Consider the following 23,817-nt stretch of genomic DNA (forward strand, 5'->3'; position numbering starts at 1 on the left):
TCCTATTATTAAATTTGTTTTCTTATGAAATATCCGAATTCCATTTCTTCCAAACTTCCCAAAGTCGGCACAACAATTTTTACTGTGATGAGCGCGCTCGCAAATGAGCACAAGGCAATTAATCTTTCGCAGGGGTTTCCGAATTTTAATGTGAATTCAAAATTAATTTCTCTTGTTAACCAAAAAATGAAAGAGGGATTAAATCAGTACGCGCCTATGCAGGGAGTTCCGCAGTTGCGCGAAGTGCTTTGCGGGAAGATGGAAAAACTTTACGGAGCAAAATATCATCCTGACAAAGAAATAAATATTACTTCAGGAGGAACACAGGCAATTTATTCTGCGCTCACAGCCGTGATACGCGAAGGCGATGAAGTGATTGTGATTGAGCCTGCATACGATTGTTATGTTCCCGCGATTGAACTCAACGGAGGGATTCCAATTTATATTCAGTTAAAACCTCCGCATCATAAAATCGACTGGAACGATGTGAAGAAAGTTATTTCTCCGCGCACAAAAGTAATTATGATAAATACTCCTCATAATCCAATGGGCTCGGTGATGAGCGCGAACGATATGAAAGAGCTGGAAAAAATTGTGAAGGGCACGAACATTATCATCATCAGCGATGAAGTATATGAGCATATAATTTTTGACGGACTGAAACACGAAAGCGTTTGCAAATATCCGCGCCTCGCGGAAAGAAGTTTCGTGATTTTTTCTTTCGGGAAAACGTATCACGCCACCGGATGGAAAATGGGTTATTGTTTCGCTCCGGAAAATCTGATGACGGAATTCCGAAGAGTGCATCAGTTTATTGTTTTCACTTCCAACACTCCGTTTCAGCACGCGCTGGCAGAATACATCAGCGATTGCGATGACTACAATGAACTCTCAGAATTTTACCAGGCAAAACGGGATTTTTTTCTGAAGCAGTTGAAGGGCTCGCGTTTTAAATTTGTTCCCGCATCGGGCTCTTATTTTCAATTGCTCGATTACAGCGCGATCACAAATGAAAAAGATACTGACTTCGCTGTGAGAATGACAAAAGAAAACGGAGTGGCAAGCATTCCCACTTCTGTTTTTTATCACAAGCCAATTGATAATAAACTTTTGAGATTTTGTTTTGCTAAGACCGATGAAACATTAAAAAAAGCCGCAGAGAAATTATGCAGGATTTAAAAATTACAATCATACAATCTAATCTTCACTGGGAAAATATTGAGGCGAACCTCAAAATGTTTTCAGAAAAAATTTCTTCCATCAAAGAAGAAACTGATTTGGTTGTTCTGCCGGAAATGTTCAGTACGGGTTTTACTATGAATAATAAATTTCTTGCGGAAAAAATGAATGGAAAAACTTTGAACTGGATGAAGCAAATGGCAAAAGAAAAAAATTGCGTTGTAACCGGAAGTGTAATTATCGAGGAGAAAAAAAAATATTACAATCGTTTAATCTGGATGCCTCCAAGCGGCAAATACAAAACGTATGACAAGCGGCATTTGTTCCGCTATGCCGGAGAAGAAAAATATTATTCAGCAGGAAAAAAAAAATTAATTGTGGAATTGAATGGCTGGAAAATTTGCCCGATGGTTTGTTATGATTTGCGTTTCCCGGTATGGATTCGGAATAAAATAAAAAAAGACCCTTCGACTTCGCTCGGAATGACAGCCGAATATGATTTATTATTGTTCGTTGCGAATTGGCCTGAGCGCAGAAATCACCCATGGAAAACTTTGCTGATGGCGCGCGCTATGGAAAATCAATCTTATGTTATCGGAATAAATCGGGTAGGTAATGACGGAAATAATATTTATCACTCAGGAGATTCTGCAGTGATAAATTTCAAAGGAGAAATCATCAGCAAAACTCCAGCGCACGAAGAATCCATCGAGACAATTACAATTTCAAAAAAAGATTTAGACGATTGGCGAAAAAATTTTCCTGCATGGATGGACGCGGATAAATTCAAACTGCTTTAAACAACAATTTCATCGAAGTACGAAAAAATACAATGCGAACTTACGAACTGCGAACAATTCGTACTTCGTAGATTCGTAAAAGTTCGTACTTCGGTGATGTCACTCGGCTTTCCATTCCAATTCCAAATCCCAGTTTGAACGAATCGTAATCGGATTGGAATAATAAATTACGGTTTCCGGTTTTCGTTTCTGCAAATAATTTCCGGTTGTCCAATTATCGTCTCCGTTTTTATCGTAGATAATTCGAATTTTATAAGAGCCGGGGGGAAGAAAAGTGTACATGAAAACTTCTTTATCGGAATTTGCATAATCAACTATTTCTCCTTTCTCGTTCATCAGTTGTAAAATATATTTGGTTTGATTTTTAATTTTCAAAGTTAATTTCAATGTGCCATAATATTTTTCTTCCTGTGTTTTGAAATTAATTTTTATGGTGTCGTTCTTCAACCCGAAAATATCCGTAAAAGTTGCGGGAGGAATGAATAATTTATAGGAAGAATCCTGATTCAGAGGAAAACTGAAAAAGAAATTTCTTTTTACTTCATCAGAAAACTTTTCATTCGTATAGTTTATTTTTTTATCTCCTGCAGAAAGATTTATTAAATCCGGTTTTGCCTCTTTAATCGGATGATTAAACTTGATGATTACATCTTTTTTATAGTCGAATGGCTTGTCTTTGCTCACATTTAAAAAAGGAATCAACATCCATTTATTTCCACGGGCTGAGATTTTAGTTATCTCAGGTGTAATCGGGCGCAAGCGAACTGTGTCAAGATTTTTTCCCTTCTCCGAAACAATTATTTTTAAAGTATCTTTTATATCTCCGGCAAACCAGTAATGAAGCGTATCTTTCTCTTTTGAGAATTCATAGACAACATTTTCTTTTGACTCATTAGAAAGAAATTTTAATTGCAAGGAATCTGCGCGCTTCGAGAATGAAAAAACAATATGCCCGCGCTCTGCGAAAGTTGCTTTTTTCAGTTTTTGTTTTACTGGCTCTTCCTTGAACAAAATTAAATTCAATGAAGTGTTCCCGGAAATTTTTATCAGCGTGTCGGAAAATCCGATGAGTTCTTCAGGAGAATCATAGAGATAATTCGAATTAATATCTTTCAGCGCGAATGCTTTGTATGTGCCCGCTCGAATGTTATTTATTTTATAAGAACCATCGGCATTTGTTTTTCCAAAGTAAGACGGAAGTTTTTTATACGGCACCGAATCATCGTAAGAATCGTAAAGCATCACAAGAATTCCTTTATCCGTTTTCCCATCGAAAGCATTTTTTACTGTGCCAGAAAGTTTCAGCGAGTCAATATAATTTCCGGTGGAGAAAACATATTGAAAATCTTCCAGCATATTTCCCTCTGTGAAATCGCGTATAGAATTTCCGAAATTAAAAGTGTAAGTGGTGTTTTTCTTCAGCGTATCTTTCACTTCAATCAAAAGCATTTTGCCTTTTGCTTTCACATCAGGCTGAATATTCATAGGAGGAGAAATGAGTAACTGCTTTTGCAAATCGCCAACCTGGATGTACTCATTAAAAACAATCGCAATATTTTTCGCGGAGAAATTTTTTGCAGCGCTGTCAGGAATATATTTTACTGCGCGGGGCGGTCTGGTGTCTTTCGGACCTCCGGAGGGATTTACAATTTGCGCACAACTAAAAAAAAACAATGAGACAATAAAACAATAAAACAATTTGAAAATGATATTCGGAAAATTTTTCATCTTCAAACTTTTACTAACCGGGAAATTAATTCAGAAACTTCTTCCAGATATATTTTATCCGTCTCATCAAAATCATTCAACTTGTTCGAATCAACATCGAGTATGGCAAAAACCTCTCCGTTGTTGAAACAAGGAACTACAATTTCCGATTTTGAATCTGCACTGCAGGCAATGTGGTTGGGAAATTTTTCCACGTCATCAACTATAATTGCTTTTTTTTCTTTCCACGCAGTTCCGCAAACTCCTTTGCCGAATGAAATTCTCGTGCAAGCCACCGGACCCTGAAACGGGCCGAGCACTAATTCATTTTGTTTTGCGAAATAAATTCCCACCCAGAAAAAATCCATTCCATATTTCAGCGCACTCATGATGTTTGAAACATTCGCGATAAAATCTTTTTCACTTTCCACCAGCGCTTTGATTTGCGGAAGAAGCGATTCGTATTTTTCTTTTTTAGTTGCGCCTGAAACAAGAATGGATTCTGACATAGCGGCAAAGATAAGATTAGTGCGCCATCGTAGTGGCGATTGTTGCAATGCTCACTTTTGTGTCGGGCACTTCCAGAATTTTATTCGCGCATGCTTCGAGTGTTGCTCCGGTTGTCACCACATCGTCCACGAGCAGCACATGCTTGCCGCGAATTTTTTCAGGGAAAATTACTTTGAAAATTTCTTCTACATTTTTCCATCGGGCAAAGCGGGATTTTTTTGTCTGCGTTTCAGAAGCGTAAGTCCGGATTAAAATTTCACCGGAAGATTCCGCGCTCATGGATTCGGCAATTCCCTGCGCGAACGTTTCGCTTTGATTGTAGCCGCGCTTTTTAAATTTCTTCGGATGAAGCGGGACAGGAATGACCACATTCGCGGATGAAAACATCGGAGCCATTTTTAATTCCTTGCCGTAATATTTTCCGAGCGTGTTGCCGATTTCTTTTTTACCGCGATATTTCAACTGGTGAATCAAATGCTGCACTTTGCTTCCTTTGCTGAATGAATAAAGCGATGACGCGGAATAAATAGTTGTTCTTCCCCAGAAAAGTTTCACCACCGGATTGTCGGTATATAAATGAAAATTTGTTTTCGGCAAATGATAGAGGCAATACGTGCAAATGCTTTCTTCCGTCTTGAATAAACTTTTTCCGCATGCCGCGCACACTTTCGGAAAAATCAGCGAGAGAAAATCGTTTAACATGAATTTAATAACTTCGCTTTACAAAGATTAACATAAATGTCCGAATCACAAAATTCACCTGAGCGAAAAGAAAAAAAGAAAAGCGAATGGCTTTATCTCATTCTGCTTTTGTTTTTGCTCTGCTCGAACGGAGCGTTCGGCTGGTTATGGTGGAAGGATAAGGGAAGATTGCAAATCATCACTGTGGAAAAAGAAAATGTGGAGAAAGATGCGGAGATTGTGAAACAGGAACTCATCGCGCTGAAAGCCGAATATGAAAATCTGAAAGTGGACAACAAGACCATGCAGGCAAATATTGAAGAGAAGAAAAAAGAAATTGAGGAACTTCAAAAAATTGCCGCGAAGCATAAAGACGATGCGTACATCATAGCGAAACTGAAACGCGAAACGCAAACGCTCCGCGACATCATGCAGCATTTTGTGCACGAGATTGATTCGCTGCATACATTAAATAATAATGTGATTGCCGAACGCGAAACGGTGAAGAAAGAATTGAAAACGGAAAAAGAAAAAACCACTCAACTTACAAAAGAAAAAGATGATTTGCAGAACACGGTGAACATTGCGAGCATGTTAAAAGCGGTGGATTTGACTGTAGAAGGAATCACGGAAAAGAAAGGAGGAAAAAAAGAAGTGGAAACTAAAAAAGCAAAACGCACCGACAAAATAAAAATAAAACTTACGCTGGCAGAAAATCCTGTAGCGAAAAAAGGCGAGCACATAGTTTATGCGCGCATTGTTACGCCCGATGGAAAAGAACTCACGCAGTCGGATGATTCAACGCATATTTTTTCTTTCGGAAAATCGAAGGGCTATTGGGCAACGAAAAAAAACGTGAACTATGAAAATGAAAACACCGAAGTCATCATGTATGCGCACGCGAAGCAAGGAGATAAATTCATTAATGGAAAATATATTGTCGAAGTAAACGCGGATGGCAACACCATCGGAAGTACAACACTTGAACTGGAATGAGAAAGAATTTTTTTCTTTTCCTTTTAACTTCGTCCTCTCTCTTTACCAGCCCGCTCGAAAAAGGTTTTGAGGCGCTGAAGATTTACAATTACTTCGAAGCGAAAAAACTTTTTACGAGTTCATTGCGACATCATCTTTCAGGCGCTTCGTATGGGCTGAGCATAATTTTTTACCGCAACGATAATCCGTTTTACAATATTGATTCCGCGTATAAATATATTCTGATTTCAGAAAAAAAATTTAAAACAGATTCTCCGAAAGAGAAGGAAAATCTTTCCAAGCTCAGCATTAATCAGAAAGCAATCGAAGAGCAAAAAGAAAAAATTATTCAGCGCGCGTTTGAAAAAGCAAAAACAGAAAATTTGGTAGAAACATATAATTGGTTTATCAAAAATTTTTCACACGATGAATTAAAGAAGCAAGCAACTGCGCTTCGAAACAAAGTTGCTTTTGAAAATGCCAAGAAGGCAAACACTGCGCAGGCATATAAAGATTTTATTTCCACCTATCCTGATGCGGAAGAAATCAAAGATGCGAAATGGCTCTATGATTTCACACTATTCAATTCCATGACGAAGCCCAACAACATGGAAACCTATGAAGAGTTCATAAAAAAATTTCCGAAGAGCCCGTACCGTTTGCAGGCGCAAGACAGCGTGTTTACCTATTCGACTCGAGGCGAAAGCATTGAAGAATATCGCACGTTCATAAAAAAATTTCCCGACAACCACAATGTGAAAATTTCCTGGGAAAAAATTTATTCCCTCTCCACGTTGGATTTTACTCCGAAGGCATTTCAGAATTTCCTTTTTGATAATCCGGATTTCCCCGATAAAGAAAAAGTGAAAGCAGATTTGCTCCGCGCGAAAATGAATTTACTGCCGGTTGTTCAGGATGGAAAATGGGGATTCATTGATTCGCTCGGCAACATGCAGATTCCGCCAACGTATGATTGGGCGGATGAATTTTCGGAAGGCGCTGCGGCTGTAACGCGCAATGAAAAATCGGGCTACATCAACAAGGCGGGAAATATTTTTATTCCGCTTTCTTATGATGAAACAAATTCATTTCATAATGGAATGGCGGTGGTGAAAAAAGAAAATAAGTCCGGGCTCATTTCAAAAACAGGAAAACAAATTCTTCCCCTTGAGTTTGAAGATATCAGCGGAAATGAAGGTGAAGAAAAAATTTTGCTCGCGCTGAAAGAAGGCGTTTACAACTATTTTGATTCGAAAGGAAAACTTCTGACAGGGGGAAAATTTGAGAAGGCGGGAGATTTTTCTTCCGGCAGAGCGTACATTGTTCAGAACGGTCAGTATGGTTTCATCAACCGCAAAGGAGAAATAATTATTCCTGCCGTTTATAATTGGGCGGAGAGTTTTAAACCGAACGGAACAGCGCGCGTGAAACTTGCAGATAAATTCGGAATGATTGACACGAGCGGAAAATCCATTTTGCAATGCGAGTATGACCGCATTGATGATTTTTCCGAAGGGCTTGTGCTGGTGGTGAAAAATAAAAAGTTTGGCTTCGCGGATGAAAAAGGAAACAGCGTCATTCCCATAAAGTTTGATTACTCTCCTGAAATTTCTGAGGTGAAAGGATTTCAAAACGGTTTGGCAAAGGTGGAGCAGAATAAAAAACGAGGGCTCATTAATAAATCCGGAAACAGTTATCTTCCTTTAGAATACGATGACATCCGGAATTTTTCAGAGGAACTTTGCGCGGTGAAGCGCGCAGGAAAATGGAGTTATATTTCGCGCGACAAAAAACAAAAAATAAATTTTCAGTTTGATTATGCCTGGGATTTTTCCGGTGACCTGGCGAGAGTGGAACAGAAAAAGAAAAAGGGATTCATCAATCAGAAAGGAGAATTTATTATTCCTGCAACGTACGATGAAGCCACCGATTTCAAAAATGGAATTTCTATTGCAACGTTAGCGGGGAAAAAAGGTGCGCTTGATTCATCGGGGAAAATTATTATTCCTTTCGAGATGGATGAAATCACTGAAGTTCATAGCGGAATTCTGAAACTGGAAAAAAATAATAAGACGGCTTACTTTAATCTTTCGCTTCAGAAACAAATCTGGACGGAAACAGGATTCTAAAAAGATAACATAATGCTAAAAACACGAATGTATGCGAATGATGCGAAAGTTTTATTCGCGACATTCCCTTCAATTCGCATAGTGCGCATTAGTTTAACATTCTTATGTTAACATTTCACAATTTTTAACTATATGTTTTCGTTAAGTATCCATAGTTTTGTTAAGGCATAAATTTTTAGTAAAGGAAAAATCATGGCTGAAGAAACACCCAAAGAAAATAAACCCAGGCGCGATAAACTCACGCTCTTTCTTCTGATTGTGATGACGCTTTCCTGCGCGGCATTCGCGTGGATGTACTGGAACCAGAAGCAGGAAAAAGAAACCGTAGTTACTGAAAATATTCAAATCACACAGGAGTCGGAAGAGGTAAAAAAAGATTTGAACCAGCTTCAAACGGAATATGGCGGATTGAAAACCGATGACGAAAGTTTGAAAAAAGAAATTGACGAGAAGAAAACAGAAATAGAAAAACTGCAGGCGGAGGCAGAGAAACATAAAAATGATGCTTACATTATTTCCAAACTGAAAAAGGAAACGAAAACATTGCGCGACATCATGCAGCATTTTGTGGTGGAGATTGATTCGCTGAACACAGCGAACAAAACGCTGACTGCCGAAAGAGATTCGGCAACTGTTCATTTGAAAACGGAAAAAGAAAAAAGCACTTCGCTGCTAACCGAAAAGGAAAAACTTTACAAAATGGGTTCCGCGCTCAAGGCGGGAAACATAAATGTGAAAGCATATAACGTGCGGGGAAAAGACCGGCAGTCGGAAACGAACAAAGCGAAGAAGACCGATAAGATTCAGGTTTCATTTACGTTGGCGGAAAATAAAATCGCACCTGCCGGCAGCAGAATAATTTATTTGCGAATGGTAACTCCCGATGGAAAAGAATGGACCGAAGCCGCAGATGCCGACCACATGTTCACCTTCAACGGCTCGAAAGGTTTTTACGCGGTGAAAAAATCCGTTCAGTACGATAACAACGAAACCGAAGTGGTACTCTCCGTAAAGAAAAAAGATACCGAAGAATTTGTTCCGGGAAAATACCTCATTGAACTCAGCGCTGAGAATACTTCGATAGGAAGCGCTTCGCTGGAACTTGAGTGAGTTTCAGGTTTCAGGTTGTGGAATAGTTTTTTATTCTTCCTCTGAAAAACTATTTCCGATGGAAAACCGCTATAAACATCCGCCTGTTTACAAACAGGTGTGGCTGCACTTGCCCGCCAAACAAAAACAGTTATCTTCGCTTCAGAAAATAAAATACAAGTACAAAGTAGTAAGTAGTGAGTATTATGAAAAAGTCAAAGCGCATTTTTCTTTCGTAATACTTAATACTTTCTACATAATACTTTCAAGGATGTTCAACTTAAAATCCAGTTCTATGGCAAATCCAAAAACAACGGAGGCACCTTCCGTAAATATTATTGGCGCGGGAACGGTAATTGAAGGCGACATAAAATCTGACAGCGACATCCGCATTGACGGAACGCTCAACGGTTCTTTAAACACAAATGGAAAATTAGTGCTCGGCTCCACGGGAATGGTGGACGGAGAAGTGAATTGCCAGAACGCAGATATTTCAGGAACCATCAACGGAAAAATAAAAGTGGGCGAACTGCTCGCGCTCAAAGCCACCAGCAAACTCACGGGCGATATTGTTACCAACAAACTGAGCATTGAACCGGGCGCGAACTTCAGCGGTTCGTGCGCGATGGCGGGTACTGTGCCGAACATTAATTTGGTGAGCAATGGAGCAGAAACCGCCAAAGAAAAAGCAGCCGCTTTCTGATTACGGAAAATATGCAGGGCTCACCATGCAGATGGCAGCCACCATTGCGCTGGGCATTTGGGCAGGAATAAAGTTAGACGGTTATTTCGGTTTTAAAAAATTTCCGATCTTTACTGTAACGCTTTCTCTCCTTTCGGTTTTTGTCGCCATGTATTTTGTGATTCGGAATGTCATGAAAAAATAAAAGATGCAGAAGGGAGTGTTCTTTGGCTGCAGAAACTGCAATGGCTCCGCCTTATTAAACAAGAGGACAAAGGGGTTATCGCCCAACAAAATACATTTCGATTTCTCCTTTGTTCTTGGCAGGAATTTTTCCTCGGAACTTGAATTCTAATCCTTCAAGGTTTTGAAAACCTTGAAGGATTTGGTAAGTTGCCCCTGAGATATTTATTTTTCCTGCTTCACCGGATGATTCCATCCTGCTTGCAGTATTTACTGTATCTCCCCAAATATCATAAGCAAATTTTTTATCTCCAACTACTCCAGCGGTAACAGGTCCGGAATGAATCCCCATCCTTAAACTCCATTTATTATTTTGTGAAATCATCCATTGCTGAATTTCCAATCCTGCATTCACAATATTCTCCGCGTGATTATTATTCGGTGTCGGTAATCCCGAAACGCACATGTACGCATCACCGATTGTTTTTATTTTTTCGATGTTGTACTTGGAAATAATTTCATCAAACTTTTTGAAAAGAAAATCTAATTCTGAAACCAATTCTTCGGCAGATAACTTTTCTGCAATAGTTGTGAATCCTTTGAAGTCGGTGAACATCACCGTTACGCTCTCATAATATTTTGGAGATGCTTTTCCTTTTTGCTTCAACTCTTTTGCTGTTTCAACGGGAAGAATGTTCAGCAAAAGTTTTTCTGATTTCTTTCTTTCTCGGAAAATAAAGATGGAAAGAAAAACAACAATCAGCAATCCGCCAACCACTGACCAAATCACAATCTTCTGCCGGTTGAGTTGTGCGTCTTGTAATTCTTTGTCCTTATTCAATAAAGTAATTTGCTGTTCTTTTTTTTCGGTTTCGTATTTGGTTTGCATTTCGGCAATTTGCTTTGAGGATTCTTCGTTGAGTAAACTGTCTTTTGTATCTGAATAAAGTTTATGAAACTCATAGGCATTTTTATACTCTTTTTTCTTTTCAAAAATCTGAGATAAACTGTTGCAGGCATTTTTTATCCACTCTCTTGAAGTGATTTCTTTGGCGGCATCCAATCCTTTTTTAAAATATTCGATTGCCGTTTCATCGTTTCCGTTTTCTTCATAAGCAACTCCTAAATTTACATACGAAGAAGCGATTCCCTCCTTATCGTTAATTTCCTGATGCAGTTTGAGCGCTTGCAAATGATAGTCGAGCCCTTTTTCTTTTTTCCCGAGTTCTGCATAAATGCTTCCTATATTATCCAGCGCCATGGCTTCGCCTTTTTTATCGCCAAGTTCCTGGCGCAATTTCAATCCTTTATTTATGTAATCGAGCGCCTTGTCCGGTTCTTTCCTCTGCAGATAAATACTTCCGAGATTATTTAATGCATGTGACATTCCCTCCTTATCTCCGATTTCTTTTTCTATCTGAAGCGCTTTTTCAATATACTCAATGGTTTTGTCATACTCTCCCCTGCTGAAATAAACTCCTCCGATATTATTATAGGTGGCGGCAATGGCTTTTTTATCTCCGACCTCTTCGCGAAGGGCGAGCGCGCGGAAATTAAGTTCGAGGGCTTTGGAATGGTTGCCCTGCATGTATTGAATTCTTGCAAGATTGAAAACAGAGGCGGCAATCAAACTCTTTTCCTGAAGTTGCTCGCGTATTTTCAGCGCACGCGAATGATATTCTTCCGCTTTGTCAAGTGCGCCCAATTCTATGAAAGCATTTCCAAGATTTGAGTATGCAAATGAAATTCCTTTTTTATATTCTGACTTTTCGGAAAGTTCCAATGCCCGCTGCGCATATTCAATGGACTTGTCCGGATAAACTTCTTCGTAGGAAAGCGCATTCAATATATTGGCTTTAGCAGTATCTTCTTTCGCAGTTTTCAAAATGTTTTGCAAAGAATCTGTTTTGCTTTGCCCGGCAAAACAAAAATTGCAGATACTAAAAAAAATAATATGAAAATAATTTCGCATGAAAGAAAAACAAGTATAGAAAAAAGAGTTCATTGATTTGCTGAGCTGCCGGAAAAAGTTTGGAGATGCAGGATGCTTGGCAAGAAAAAAAATCCAAAAACGCTATTTCTTAAACTGTATGCTGCTTTATGATTTTTGAGTCGGGTGCTTTTTATTACCTTTATGTTGTTTTTGACGCAACTTTTCGCCCGGTTTGTTCGTCTTAAGGTTTAGGATACATGAAAATACTTTTTCATTCATTTCTTACTGCTTTTATTTTTTCGGCAAGAAAAATATTTTTTCTTTCCCTGCTTGTCATCCTGAGCGAAGTTGAAGGGTTGTTTGCCCAGCCCGATACGTGGATGAAAAAGGCGGATATGATAACCATTGGCGCTGCTCCCCGCAACCGCGCAGCAGGAATGGCTATTAACGGAAAAGGATATATTGGAACAGGGTGGAATGGCTCAACTTATTTTACAGGATGGTGGCAATACGACCCTGTAAAAGATTCCTGGGCTGTGGATACGGCTTTTACCGGCAACGCCAGAAACAGAACGCAATATTTTTCTTTAAACGGAAAAGGATATGTGATAATGGGTCAGGATGGTAGTTCTCTTTTTACAGGAACCTATGAATTTGATGCGGCACTTCATTCATGGAAAACAGTAAATTCTTTTTCTCCCAAGAGATATTCCGGTGTGGGATTTACTGTCGGAAATTATGGTTATGTATGCACCGGTTTCGACTTTGGTAATGTTTACTACAATGACCTCTGGCAATACGACCAAGCCACAGATTCGTGGTCACAGAAAGCATCTCTTCCCGGCTTGGCAAGATATTCTGCCGTTGTATTTTCAATCGGCAATTATGGTTATGTGGGAACAGGATGGAGTTCTTTGAATTTTGCTTTGAATGATTTCTGGCAATACAACCCGCTTACAAATACCTGGTCGCAAAAGGCAAATGTTCCCGGTCCCGCACGGGTAATGGCTTCCGGGTTTTCCATCGGGAATAAAGGATATATGGGATTGGGTTATAAAGGGAGCGGCTTCAGCAATAACACCTACAGCGATTTTTACGAATACAACCCGATTAACGATACGTGGGTGCCGCGCGCAAACTTTGTTGGCGGGCAGCGATGCGGAGCCGTTGCTTTTACTATTAACGGGGAAGGATATATCGGAACCGGCTCGGTGGGATATGACAGCGCATTTGTAAGCGACCTTTGGAAATACACCCCCGCCAACATTCCCGTTACCACTTTTCAAAAAACTTACGGGGGCACCAGCGATGATGCCGACTCGCTGAAAATGCCTTCGGGAAGGCAGACAGCCGATGGAGGATATGTGATTGTTTCTTCCTCGAAAAGTTTTACTTCCACTTCTGATTTGTATGTTGTAAAAACCGATAACATTGGCAATATACAATGGAGCAACCGATATGGAAATACAATAGGAGATGATTTTGGATACGATATAACGCAAACCACCGATGGAGGATATATTCTCAGCGGACAGTATAAGCCCTTTCTTTCTCCTGCCGCCTATCTTATTAAACTGAATTCATCCGGAGGAATAACCTGGAGCCACGCGCAGGGAACCGCGCTTGCCTATGCCGCCAATGTGATTGACCAGAATGTGGATGGCACCTATATTGCTGCGGGCGCAAGAGGAGGCGGAATCAATAAAGATGTTCTGCTGAGCAAATTTGACGGCTCGGGCAATTTGCAGTGGAGCAAACAATACGGCTCCACGCTTTCCGATAACGAAGCATTTTCCATTCAGCGCATGTCCAGTGGAAATTATATTGTGAGCGGGCATACCAACCAGGCAGGCAACTACGATGCTTTCTTTATCATTGCCGACCCCAACACAGGCATCGGCACATCGCTTGTTTTTCCTTCCGCCAATAACGATTACCATGCCTGGGCGGATGAAACCCAGGACGGAAATATTATTATTGCCGGCTCCACGCAGGTTGCCGCAAACGGGCTGGATGTGTTTGTGCTGAAATGCAGCACGAACGGGAACATCACCGGCTTTTGGTCAAACACCTACGGGGGAAGCAAAGCCGATGTGGCGCGCTCTGTTATTCCTACCTACGATGGCGGCTATGCTGTTGCCGGCTTTACCAAAAGTTTCGGCTTTGGCGATAACGATGCCTTCCTGCTGAAATTAAATTCTGCAGGGCAGAAACAATGGCTTAAAACGTATGGCGGCACGGGCGATGACCGCGCCAACAATGTAATTGAAACAGGTGATGGAGGATTTGCCATCTTCGGCTATACGAGAAGTTTCGGCAAAGGCGGTTCGGATATATGGTTCATCAAAACAGATAGTTTGGGAAACGCGGGCTGCAGCCAGCAATCCCCTTCTCCCTCAACAAATAGTTTTGTTGTATCTGCTTCCGGTTCGCTTACGGCATCAAGTATAACAAATACCATTACGCCCACAACAACTACAAATACCGTATCCACCACCTCCATCAAGCAATGCATCAACTGCACCTTTCCGATTACCCTCAGCCAAACCGACAATAAATGTTTTGGCTATTGCAACGGCACAGCAACGGTAATTAATGCGAGCGGTGCGCCTCCGTTTACGTATGTCTGGAGCAACGCAGCCACCACTTCGGCAATCTCCAACCTCTGTGCAGGAAATTACATTGCCACCGTTACCGATGCCAACGGCTGCGTTGCCGTTGACTCGGTAAAAATTCTTGAGCCCCCGCAACTGCTTATAAATAATCTGCCGGATACAATTAATATTTGCAAAGGAGATACTGCTTTTATAAACGAAAGCATTTCGGGCGGAGTTCCGCCTTATACTTTCAGTTGGTCGCCTTCCTTGGCGCTAAGTTGCACGGCTTGTCCAACGCCCGCTGCCAATCCTGCTTCCACACAAAGTTATGTCCTGACTGTAACCGACAGTAATTCCTGCGGGGCGAAAGATACAGTAGTGGTGGCGGTGCATAGCGTTTCAGTAACTACTACCGGAAATAAAATTATCTGCGCGGGAAAAAGCGCAACGCTGGGCGCAAGTGGCGCGTCAAACTATGTCTGGTCGCCTGCAACAGGATTAAGCAATCCGAACATTTCAAATCCTGTTGCCAACCCTTCGGCAACTACCACTTATACGGTAACCGGCACGGATGCAATTGGCTGTACGGGAACAAACACGGTGAGTGTAACAGTGCTTTCAAATCCTTCCGCAACTATTGCTGCCAATCCGAGCACGGCTATGATTTGCAGCGGAAAAAGTATTTTGCTCACGGCTTCGGGAGGAATTACGTATTCCTGGAGCACCGGGCAATCCACCGCTTCGATTACTGTTTTTCCCACGCTCACCACCGCTTACACCGCCACCGTTACAAATTCCAGCGGCTGCACGGCAACGGCTACAAAAACAGTAACGGTGAATCCTGTTCCGATTCCCAGTTTTTCCGTAACGAATGTGTTGTGCAATTTGCAATGCAACGGAAAAGCAATTGCAACCGCCACCACCACTCCGGCTTATACTTATTCATGGAACCCGGGCGGACAAACTACTTCTGCCGCTACGGGTCTCTGCGCGGGAAATTATTCCGTTACCATCACCGATGGAAAGGGCTGCACCGCCACCGGCACAACCAGCGTTACTCAGCCGGCAGCGCTTGTCTTAGCCAACACTATCGGCAATGCCGGCTGCACCTGCGATGGAAGCATTTCGGAATCGCCTTCGGGGGGAACTCCGCCTTATACTTATTTGTGGAATCCCACCGGGCAAACCACCAGCGCTATTTCCAATTTATGCGGAGGAAATTATTCCGTTACGGTTACCGATAACAACGGCTGCAAGCAAACACAATCTCTTTCCGTTTCGCAATCAACCACTGTTACGGTAGGAATTTCTCCCCCCTCGCAAACCATTTGCAGCGGAACCGTCACTTCGCTTTCGGCTTCTGCAAGCGGAAACGCTTTGTACTCGTGGAATATAGGGCAGACAACCACTTCGGTGAATGTTTCGCCAACTTCCACTGCCACTTATTCTGTGTTTGTAACGAACGGCACTTGTTCGGCAACCGCAACGGCAACAGTAAATGTTGTGCCAACGCCAACAGTTGCAATCGGTGGGCCTTCTTCAATTTGCATGGGGCAAACCATAACGCTCAATGGCAGCGGCAACGGAAGTTATTCCTGGAGCAACGGACAAACTACCCCGCTCATTGTTGTGTCGCCCACTTCTTCCACGCAATATTCGCTTACGGTAACTTCGCCTTCTTATACTTGTTCCGCCACTGCCGTTCATCCGGTTTCGATTGTTGCAAATCCGAATGCCTCCATTGCCTCCACGTATTCGGTGATTTGCGCGGGCGTTGCCGTGGACACGCTCATCGCTTCGGGCGGAGTGAATTATTCGTGGACATCTTCTCCCGCTTCTCCTCTTCCGAATAATGATACGGTGCTGGTCAGCCCGGATGTAACCACCAGTTATACGGTGTTTGTTGGAAACGGAAGCGGATGCTTTGGCATTTCCACTTTTACACTGACTGTAATTCCCGGCTTCAATCCGCCCATTGTCTCTCCGCAAAATTCTTCTTACTGTTTGGGTGATTCCATTCTTCCGGTGGTGGCAACTCCTTCGGCTTCGGCAACCGTTGTGTGGGTGGATACGCTGGGAACTATTGTACAGGTTGGAAATACTTATTTCCCTCCGCAAAACCTGCCGGTGGGAACGTATTCGATTTACTGCGTGCAGGGAACCGGTGCGCAGTGCGCAAGTTATCCCACTATTGTAACGGCAACCATTCACGCGCTTCCGAATGCCGATGCGGGAAGCGACATTACGATTTGCAGCGGGCACACCGCGCAATTAACTGCAAGCGGGGGCACAACTTATTTATGGAGTCCGCCAACGTATTTGAGTTCGGTTACCGATGCAAGCCCGGTGTCTTCTCCCGATTCCGCCATTGCTTATCAGGTGATTGTTGCCGATGTGAATAATTGCCGCGATACCGACAGCGTAAATGTTTTTGTAATTGTCAACGATACCTGCGGCATTCATATTTACAATGTGCTTTCGCCTAACGGAGACGGGCACAACGATACGTGGTGGATTGACGGAATAAATTTATTCGATGATAACTTCGTGGAAGTTTTCAACCGATGGGGAAGTTCCGTGTGGCACGGGAAAAATTACGACAACAAAACGGTTTACTGGCACGGGCAGAACGAGCAGAACCAGCCGCTTCCCGCAGGCACTTACTATTACGTGATTGACATTAAAACTGAAAAGCGCCATACCGGCTGGGTGGAATTGCTGCGATGATTATTTTTGCGGATGCAGCGCAATAAATTTTTTCTTCCGCTTGTTTGTTTTCTTTTCTGCATTGCCTTTTTTCTCTGGACGGATTCAGCAATTGACCCGGCTCTGCCGCTGCGCCAAACGTATGTGTCGGTTTTACTTCTCGCCCTCTGCGCATTTTTTTCGCTGAAGAAAATTCCCTTCGTGTTTTTTCCTCTTCTGAAAAAATCAAAAGCGCTGTGGCTGCTCAGCGGCTATGTGCTGGTTTGCGTGCTTTCGCTTTTATCTGCAAAAAATAGTTCATTGGGAATTTACGAAGCAAGCAAGGCGCTGCTTTTTTATTTGCTCGTTCTTTTTTTCTGCGCTATGTGTTTTCTCTACAAAGAAAATTTTTTCTGCCGAAGAAAAATTCATGGCGGGCGCGCTGCTCTGGGGAATTTTATGCTTTGCGGTGGTTTCGTGTTTTTCTTTTCCGAAAGAGCGGATGGAACATTTGCTGCTGTTAAGTATGCTCGGAGCGCCTCTGATTTTTCTTTTTCATAAAAATAATTTCGCGGCAGCAGCGCAAGCACAGCAGAAAAGTATTCGGATAAATTTTCCGGCAATGATTGTTCTTTTTTTCATTGCGGTTGTGAGCGCCTTCAACCTGAGAGGAGAAATGCATGCAAAGAAAGCAGAGCAGTTTCGCCTTGAAGGAAATTTTCAAAAGACAATTGACGAGGCATTGCTTGCAAAAAACTTTTTCTTCAACACCACGCCTATGGGAATCCCCGCGGATTTTTATGCGGGTATCGGAAATTACCAGTCGGAAAATTACCGGCAGGCAATTTCTTTTTTTCAGTCCTCGCTTGCATGCGCGCCTTATCATTTACTCTCGCTTCATTTCACGGGCACGTGTTACGGAATGCTGGGCGATGAAAAATCTGCCGTAAAGTATTACCGGCAGGCGCTGGAAATTTCAGACGACCTCGACTATTCAAAAATAAATCTGGCAATGAGTTATTACAACCTGAAACAATACGAAGATGCTTTTACTGCGCTGGCGGCAATAACTGATACGAGCGTTATCAAATCAAATGCGGAAAGCGTGAAAGCCATTTTGCAGCGCCCGGAAAACGCAAAGCAAATGAACTTTTCCCCCGGCAAGCCCGTCCTTGAGAGTTTTAAGGAAATAAGGCAGATAAATAAAATTCACTAACCTGTTGGCTGAAAGAAAAATTAATTACATATTTGCTGAAACCTTTAAGCAACTTTTTGCGTTCAAAAAGCGTCTTTCATTTTAACTTATACTTCCCTCATGAAAAAATATGTATCCTCCCTTTTACTTTTTACTTTTTACTTTTTACTTTTTACTTGTGCCTTCGCGCAGGCGCCCCAGGGAATCAACTACCAGGCGGTGGCGCGCGATGTGAATGGAAATCCAATAGCCACGCAAACAATTTCCATTGAATTCAAAATTCATCAAACTACTTCGGGCGGAACAGTGGTGTATGATGAAACCCAAAGCAAAACCACGAACCAGTTCGGTTTGTTCACAGCAGTTATCGGACAAGGAAGTTGTATTGTTTGTCCTTTTTCGGCAATCGCATGGGGAAGCGATATTTATTTTCTCGAAGTATTTGTAAATGGAAACAACATGGGGAATTCCCAATTCATGTCCGTTCCTTATGCGCTTAACTCTCTTAATCCAGGTCCTGCTGGCGCTACCGGTCCGACTGGCGCAGCAGGTTCGAACGGAAGCAACGGAACAACCGGTCCGACTGGCGCAGCAGGTTCGAACGGCACAAATGGAGTAACCGGTGCAACAGGCGCAGCAGGAACTAACGGTACAAATGGAGTAACAGGTGCAACAGGCGCAGCAGGAACTAACGGAAGTAACGGAGCAACCGGTCCAACAGGTGCAGCAGGAACAAACGGCACAAATGGTGTCACGGGCGCAACAGGTGCAGCAGGAACTAACGGTAGCAACGGAGTAACAGGTGCAACAGGCGCAGCAGGAACTAACGGCACAAATGGAGTAACAGGCGCAACAGGCGCAGCAGGAACTAACGGCACAAATGGAGTAACAGGCGCGACTGGCGCAGCAGGAACTAACGGAAGTAACGGAGCAACCGGTCCAACAGGTGCAGCAGGAACAAACGGCACAAATGGTGTCACGGGCGCAACAGGCGCAGCAGGAACTAACGGCTCTAATGGAGTTACGGGAGCAACTGGCGCTGCGGGAACAAACGGTACAAATGGAGTAACAGGCGCAACAGGTGCAGCAGGATCAAACGGTACAAATGGTGTAACAGGTGCCACAGGCGCAGCAGGAACTAACGGCACAAATGGAGTCACAGGCGCAACAGGCGCAGCAGGAACCAACGGCAGTAATGGAGTAACGGGCGCAACAGGCGCAGCAGGAACTAACGGCTCTAATGGAGTTACGGGAGCAACTGGCGCTGCGGGAACAAACGGTACAAATGGAGTAACAGGCGCAACAGGTGCAGCAGGAACAAACGGTACAAATGGAGTCACGGGCGCAACAGGTGCCACAGGCGCAGCAGGAACAAACGGCTCTAACGGAGTAACGGGAGCAACTGGCGCAGCAGGAACAAACGGTACAAATGGTGTTACGGGTGCCACAGGCGCAGCAGGAACAAACGGTTCTAACGGAGTAACGGGAGCAACTGGCGCAGCAGGAACAAACGGTACAAATGGAGCAACCGGACCAACCGGGCTTTTACAAAACGGCACTTCCGCAGGACAAACTCCCTACTGGGATGGAACATCATGGATTATCAATACAAACATTTATAATAACGGAGGCAGCGTGGGAATAGGAATTACTTCCGGGTTTAGCGGGTTGTTGCATGTAAAACAAACCACAGCCACTCAACATGCAGGTTATTTCGAAATTAACAATGCCTCGAACAGCAATGCTGCCGTTTACGGAACAACCAACAGCACTGCCGGCAATGCAGGATATTTTTCCAACACCAATGCAAGCAACAGCGCTTCGGCTGTGTATATTTCGCATATCGGAAGCGGAATTGCATTGAATGTGGCGCATACAGGAAGCAATGCCGCTGTTTATTCCAGCGCTTCAGGAACAGGTGAAGCAGGACATTTTCAAATTTTCAATAATGCCAATTCATCTTCGGCATTAACGGCAATAACAAATGGAACCGGCAATGCAGGGCTGTTTTCTATAAACAATGCTACAAGCGCTGCTGATGCAATTTATTCAACCACTAATGGAACAGGCAGGGCAGGAGTTTTTTATATAAACAATGCAACAAGTAGCGCAGATGCTTTGTATTGTTATACTAACGGCAGTGGGAGGTCGGTTTATAGTTATAACACCGGAGGAGGTAATGCAGGACAATTTTCTATAAACAATGCTACAAGCACTGCTGATGCAATTTATGTAACTACCAATGGAACCGGCAACGCGGGAAATTTTATAGGAAAACTTAAAACCGACAGCATCCGCATAACGGGCAATGCGCCCGCGGCAGGAAAAGTGCTGACGGCAAAAGATGCTCTCGGAAATGCGCAATGGCAAAACCCTTCCGGCTTGCCTTCGGGAACCGTTAACCAAACGCTGCGGCACGATGGCACCAACTGGGTGGCGAATTCATTCTTATATAATACAGCAAGCGCCATTGGAATAGGAACTACCGCTCCGCAAAACGCACTTGATGTTGCAGGTGCCGCAGTGATAGGCGCAACGTATTCAGGCGCCAATATTGCTCCCACAAGCGGATTGCTTGTAGAAGGCAATGTGGGCATCGGAACAACCTCTCCGCTCACCAAACTTCATGTTGAGGGAAGTTCGGCAGACCTTTTCCTGAGATTATCTACCATTGTGGGAGGCGCAGGCAACCCATTACCCGGAATTGCTTTTGGAGACGCAAATTCAACCGGTGCGCAGGCATCTATTACGACAATACGAGATGCAGCAAGCGGTGGAGCAGCCGATTTACCAACAGCCATTTTATTTAAAACCACCCCAGATGGCAGTTCAACTTCTGCCGAAAGAATGCGAATTGATAATGCCGGCAATGTGGGCATCGGAACATCCTCTCCAACTGAAAAATTAGATGTTAACGTAGGAAATATAAGAACAACAAATTCTTTAAGTACTTACTTAACCGCATACTCTACTGCCTCCAGTTCTCAATCCTATCTTGACCTTGTTGCGCAAAATGCTGTTCCTTCAAGCATTGAATGGAGAATTATAAACAACGCAGCCCCCGGGCGGCTTGAGTTTTATCACGCAACTTCGGGCAATACGAGAATGGTAATTGACGCATCAGGCAATGTGGGCATTGGAACAACTGCACCTGCTTACATGCTTCACATCCATAAGTCAGGCGGAATAAATCCCTATGCGCATTTTACAGATGCGTCTACCGGCACAACCACTACCGATGGCTTAATTGTTGGCACTAACGGAGCAGGTACATCTTACATCATTAATTATGAAACCGCCTACGACCTTCATATAGGAAATTCAACAGACAATAATCTTATCACTGTAGCGGGGGGAGCTAATAATGTCGGCATCGGAACAACTGCGCCAGATACAAAACTGCAAGTAAATGGCGGAATAAGTTTACCAATTTCGGTTCCCGCCTCCAGTTTAACTCTGGACCAAACCAATTACACTGTTATACTGCAGGGCGCAGTAACCGCTACTCTTCCTGCAGCGGCAGCAACCAATACCGGGTGGATTTATGTTATTGTGAACCAAACTGCCGCAGCAAAAACTCTGGGCGGTGCTTACAATTATATGAATATGGCTGGTGTCAGCACCAATAGTATCAATCCAAGTTCAAGCATTATGATTCAAAGCAACGGAGGAACTTGGTTTCAGATAAAGTAATAGAAAAGTGAAATATTTGATATAAACACAATTTTGAGCAAAAAACTGGCATATCAGATAAGGGAAGCGCACACAACGAGAAGAGGAGTGAACACAACGACAGAAGGAGTGAGTACAACGATAGGAGGAGTGAATACAACGCTCGAAGGAGTGAGTACAACGATAGGAGGAGTGAATACAACGCTCGAAGGAGTGAGTACAACGCTCGAAGGAGTGAACACAACGCTCGAAGGAGTGAGTACAACGCTCGAAGGAGTGAGTACAACGAGAGGAGAAGTGAGTACAACGCTCGAAGGAGTGAGTACAACGCTCGAAGGAGTGAGTACAACGAGAGGAGAAGTGAGTACAACGCTCGAAGGAGTGAGTACAACGCTCGAAGGAGTGAGTACAACGCTCGAAGGAGTGAGTACAACGATAGAAGGAGTGAGTACAACGATAGAAGGAATGCAGACAATGACAGGAAGAACAATTGAAACTATAAAATTTGCTTAAATTAAGCGACAAATGAATAAAATGATGAAAAAAACCACATACATAAGGAAGGGACAAGGGACGAGGGACAAGGGACGAGTTAAAAAATTAGTAATTTTCATTATACTTCTTACTTCTTACTTCTTACCTCTCACTTCTGCCTTCTCCCAATCCCCCAACGGCATCAACTACCAGGCGGTGGCGCGTGATGTGAATGGAACTCCGCTTGCAACCCAGGCGGTTACTGTTGTTTTTAATATTCACATGGGCAGCGGCAGCGGTCCGGTTTCATGCAGCGAAACGCAAACGCTCACCACCAATCCGTTCGGGCTTTTCACCTGGGTAATCGGCTCTTCCAACCATCCCAACTTTGATACGATTGCATGGGAAAATCATGCTTACTTCCTCGAAGTAATCGTGAACGGAAGTTCCATGGGCGCCACGCAGTTTGTTTCCGTTCCTTATTCATTGCACGCGCACACGGCTGATTTGGCAGGAGCAGCAGTAAACGGATGGTCAACCCTCGGAAACGCAGGCACCATTCCTCCGGCAAATTTTATGGGCACAACAGATAACCAGCCGCTTTTCTTCCGCACAAATAATGTTTCAAAACTATTTCTCGATAATGACAGCGCGCACTTAGGCGTTTCGGGAACGGGAGCGCTGTTTGTGGTGCAGGAAACTCCGGTCAGCCAGGGCGCATCGCTCTTTCTGCAAAGCCATCATGCCTGGCAGCAGGTTTCAGATGCAGCCGGATTCTTTCGCATTAATGATGCAACAGCAGGACAGCCCCGCATGAGCATTGACAGCATGGGCAGGGTGGGAATAGGAACAACTGCACCTACGAATTTATTACATGTAGTGAATACAACTACTCTTTCCGCTGCAGGACTATTTCAAATCAACAACGCATCCAACGCATCCAATGCTTTGTATGCTACTACCAACGGTACGAGTGCAGCTGGAAATTTTCAAATCAACAATGCAAGCAATTCTCAAGGTGCATTAATTGGTCAAACCAACGGTACGGGTTCTGCTCTTTATGGTTTAAGCACGGGTAACGGCAATGCAGGAAATTTTCAAATCAGCAATTCCTCAAACAATCAACCAGCTTTATATGTAACCACCAACGGCACTGGTGCTTCCGCGGTGTTTACGGGTGGCAATGTGGGCATCGGGATCACTGTTCCTAAAAATACCCTTTCGGTAGTGGGAAGTTTGGCATTGAAAAAAGTTTCTGTTAATGCCAGCACATATTCCATGAGTTCTTCAGATTGTTTTATTGAAGTTACAGGTGGTTCTTCCTCA

The 23,817-nt window shown here is 43.2% G+C and carries 17 protein-coding genes; 13 read left to right on the top strand and 4 right to left on the bottom strand.

The annotated features are described in order from the left end of the window. The first annotated feature begins 24 nt into the window (after positions 1-24). Both HY063_05815 and HY063_05820 read left to right on the top strand, forming a co-directional pair. Positions 25-1,179 carry a methionine aminotransferase gene (locus tag HY063_05815; protein MBI3501294.1) on the top strand — a complete coding sequence of 385 codons (1,155 nt, stop codon included), beginning with the start codon at positions 25-27 and terminating at the stop codon, positions 1,177-1,179. Then, positions 1,167-1,979: an amidohydrolase gene (locus tag HY063_05820; protein ID MBI3501295.1), complete on the top strand. Its 813-nt coding sequence runs from the start codon at positions 1,167-1,169 to the stop codon at positions 1,977-1,979. Before HY063_05815 ends, HY063_05820 begins: the two co-directional genes overlap by 13 nt. A gap of 99 nt (positions 1,980-2,078) precedes the next feature. Here HY063_05820 and HY063_05825 read toward each other — a convergent pair whose 3' ends face one another. From HY063_05825 to HY063_05835, 3 genes are read right to left on the bottom strand one after another with little or no spacing between them, the layout of a single operon-like run. Further along, positions 2,079-3,707, bottom strand: coding sequence for an Ig-like domain-containing protein (locus tag HY063_05825; protein MBI3501296.1), 1,629 nt, complete (start codon positions 3,705-3,707; stop codon positions 2,079-2,081). Positions 3,708-3,709: 2 nt separating this feature from the next. Next, positions 3,710-4,195, bottom strand: a complete 486-nt coding sequence (locus HY063_05830) for a GAF domain-containing protein (GenBank protein MBI3501297.1) — start codon at positions 4,193-4,195, stop codon at positions 3,710-3,712. 16 nt (positions 4,196-4,211) lie between these two features. Further along, positions 4,212-4,898 (bottom strand): ComF family protein, encoded by a 687-nt coding sequence (locus HY063_05835; protein ID MBI3501298.1) that lies wholly within the window; start codon positions 4,896-4,898, stop codon positions 4,212-4,214. Between the two features lie 36 nt (positions 4,899-4,934). Between HY063_05835 and HY063_05840 the strand changes: the two genes are divergently transcribed. The 5 genes from HY063_05840 to HY063_05860 all read left to right on the top strand — a co-directional run bounded on the left by HY063_05840 (position 4,935) and on the right by HY063_05860 (position 9,957). Beyond that, positions 4,935-5,873: a hypothetical protein gene (locus tag HY063_05840; GenBank protein MBI3501299.1), complete on the top strand. Its 939-nt coding sequence runs from the start codon at positions 4,935-4,937 to the stop codon at positions 5,871-5,873. Continuing rightward, positions 5,870-7,981 carry a WG repeat-containing protein gene (locus HY063_05845; GenBank protein MBI3501300.1) on the top strand — a complete coding sequence of 704 codons (2,112 nt, stop codon included), beginning with the start codon at positions 5,870-5,872 and terminating at the stop codon, positions 7,979-7,981. The genes HY063_05840 and HY063_05845 overlap by 4 nt, the downstream gene beginning before the upstream one ends. 192 nt (positions 7,982-8,173) lie before the next feature. Next, on the top strand, positions 8,174-9,091 hold the full coding sequence (locus HY063_05850; protein MBI3501301.1) for a hypothetical protein: 918 nt from the start codon (positions 8,174-8,176) through the stop codon (positions 9,089-9,091). 274 nt (positions 9,092-9,365) lie between these two features. Then, positions 9,366-9,773, top strand: coding sequence for a polymer-forming cytoskeletal protein (locus tag HY063_05855; protein MBI3501302.1), 408 nt, complete (start codon positions 9,366-9,368; stop codon positions 9,771-9,773). After that, entirely contained in the window at positions 9,733-9,957 is a 225-nt protein-coding gene (locus tag HY063_05860) for an AtpZ/AtpI family protein (GenBank protein ID MBI3501303.1), read from the top strand. Before HY063_05855 ends, HY063_05860 begins: the two co-directional genes overlap by 41 nt. 75 nt (positions 9,958-10,032) lie before the next feature. Here the strand turns inward: HY063_05860 and HY063_05865 are convergent, their stop codons facing one another. Next, entirely contained in the window at positions 10,033-11,820 is a 1,788-nt protein-coding gene (locus tag HY063_05865; GenBank protein ID MBI3501304.1) for a tetratricopeptide repeat protein, read from the bottom strand. 305 nt (positions 11,821-12,125) lie between these two features. On the opposite strand from HY063_05865, the gene HY063_05870 reads away from it, so the two are divergent. The 6 genes from HY063_05870 to HY063_05895 all read left to right on the top strand — a co-directional run. Continuing rightward, complete coding sequence (locus HY063_05870; GenBank protein ID MBI3501305.1) at positions 12,126-17,192, top strand: gliding motility-associated C-terminal domain-containing protein; 5,067 nt, start codon at positions 12,126-12,128, stop codon at positions 17,190-17,192. Between the two features lie 12 nt (positions 17,193-17,204). Next, complete coding sequence (locus HY063_05875; GenBank protein ID MBI3501306.1) at positions 17,205-17,711, top strand: hypothetical protein; 507 nt, start codon at positions 17,205-17,207, stop codon at positions 17,709-17,711. Positions 17,712-17,772: 61 nt separating this feature from the next. After that, a complete protein-coding gene (locus HY063_05880) occupies positions 17,773-18,366 on the top strand; it encodes a tetratricopeptide repeat protein (GenBank protein MBI3501307.1) in 594 nt (197 codons plus the stop codon). A 99-nt stretch (positions 18,367-18,465) separates the two neighbouring features. Further along, the gene (locus tag HY063_05885; GenBank protein MBI3501308.1) at positions 18,466-22,038 is read left to right on the top strand and encodes a collagen-like protein; all 3,573 of its coding nucleotides are present in this window, start codon (positions 18,466-18,468) and stop codon (positions 22,036-22,038) included. A 33-nt stretch (positions 22,039-22,071) separates the two neighbouring features. Continuing rightward, positions 22,072-22,530, top strand: coding sequence for a hypothetical protein (locus HY063_05890; protein ID MBI3501309.1), 459 nt, complete (start codon positions 22,072-22,074; stop codon positions 22,528-22,530). Positions 22,531-22,551: 21 nt separating this feature from the next. Further along, on the top strand, positions 22,552-23,817 hold a 1,266-nt coding region (locus HY063_05895), incomplete at its 3' end, for a hypothetical protein (protein ID MBI3501310.1).

This window comes from Bacteroidota bacterium (assembly GCA_016195025.1).
GTDB lineage: Bacteria > Bacteroidota > Bacteroidia > Palsa-948 > Palsa-948 > Palsa-948.

Coding starts and splice junctions, on each gene's coding strand:
- HY063_05820 (MBI3501295.1), top strand. CDS start 1,167: ATGCAGGATTTAAAAATTACAATCATACAATCTAATCTTCACTGGGAA.
- HY063_05845 (MBI3501300.1), top strand. CDS start 5,870: ATGAGAAAGAATTTTTTTCTTTTCCTTTTAACTTCGTCCTCTCTCTTT.
- HY063_05875 (MBI3501306.1), top strand. CDS start 17,205: ATGCAGCGCAATAAATTTTTTCTTCCGCTTGTTTGTTTTCTTTTCTGC.
- HY063_05855 (MBI3501302.1), top strand. CDS start 9,366: ATGGCAAATCCAAAAACAACGGAGGCACCTTCCGTAAATATTATTGGC.
- HY063_05830 (MBI3501297.1), bottom strand. CDS start 4,195: ATGTCAGAATCCATTCTTGTTTCAGGCGCAACTAAAAAAGAAAAATAC.
- HY063_05840 (MBI3501299.1), top strand. CDS start 4,935: ATGTCCGAATCACAAAATTCACCTGAGCGAAAAGAAAAAAAGAAAAGC.
- HY063_05885 (MBI3501308.1), top strand. CDS start 18,466: ATGAAAAAATATGTATCCTCCCTTTTACTTTTTACTTTTTACTTTTTA.
- HY063_05815 (MBI3501294.1), top strand. CDS start 25: ATGAAATATCCGAATTCCATTTCTTCCAAACTTCCCAAAGTCGGCACA.
- HY063_05870 (MBI3501305.1), top strand. CDS start 12,126: ATGAAAATACTTTTTCATTCATTTCTTACTGCTTTTATTTTTTCGGCA.
- HY063_05880 (MBI3501307.1), top strand. CDS start 17,773: ATGATTGTTCTTTTTTTCATTGCGGTTGTGAGCGCCTTCAACCTGAGA.
- HY063_05850 (MBI3501301.1), top strand. CDS start 8,174: ATGGCTGAAGAAACACCCAAAGAAAATAAACCCAGGCGCGATAAACTC.
- HY063_05860 (MBI3501303.1), top strand. CDS start 9,733: ATGGAGCAGAAACCGCCAAAGAAAAAGCAGCCGCTTTCTGATTACGGA.
- HY063_05835 (MBI3501298.1), bottom strand. CDS start 4,898: ATGTTAAACGATTTTCTCTCGCTGATTTTTCCGAAAGTGTGCGCGGCA.
- HY063_05825 (MBI3501296.1), bottom strand. CDS start 3,707: ATGAAAAATTTTCCGAATATCATTTTCAAATTGTTTTATTGTTTTATT.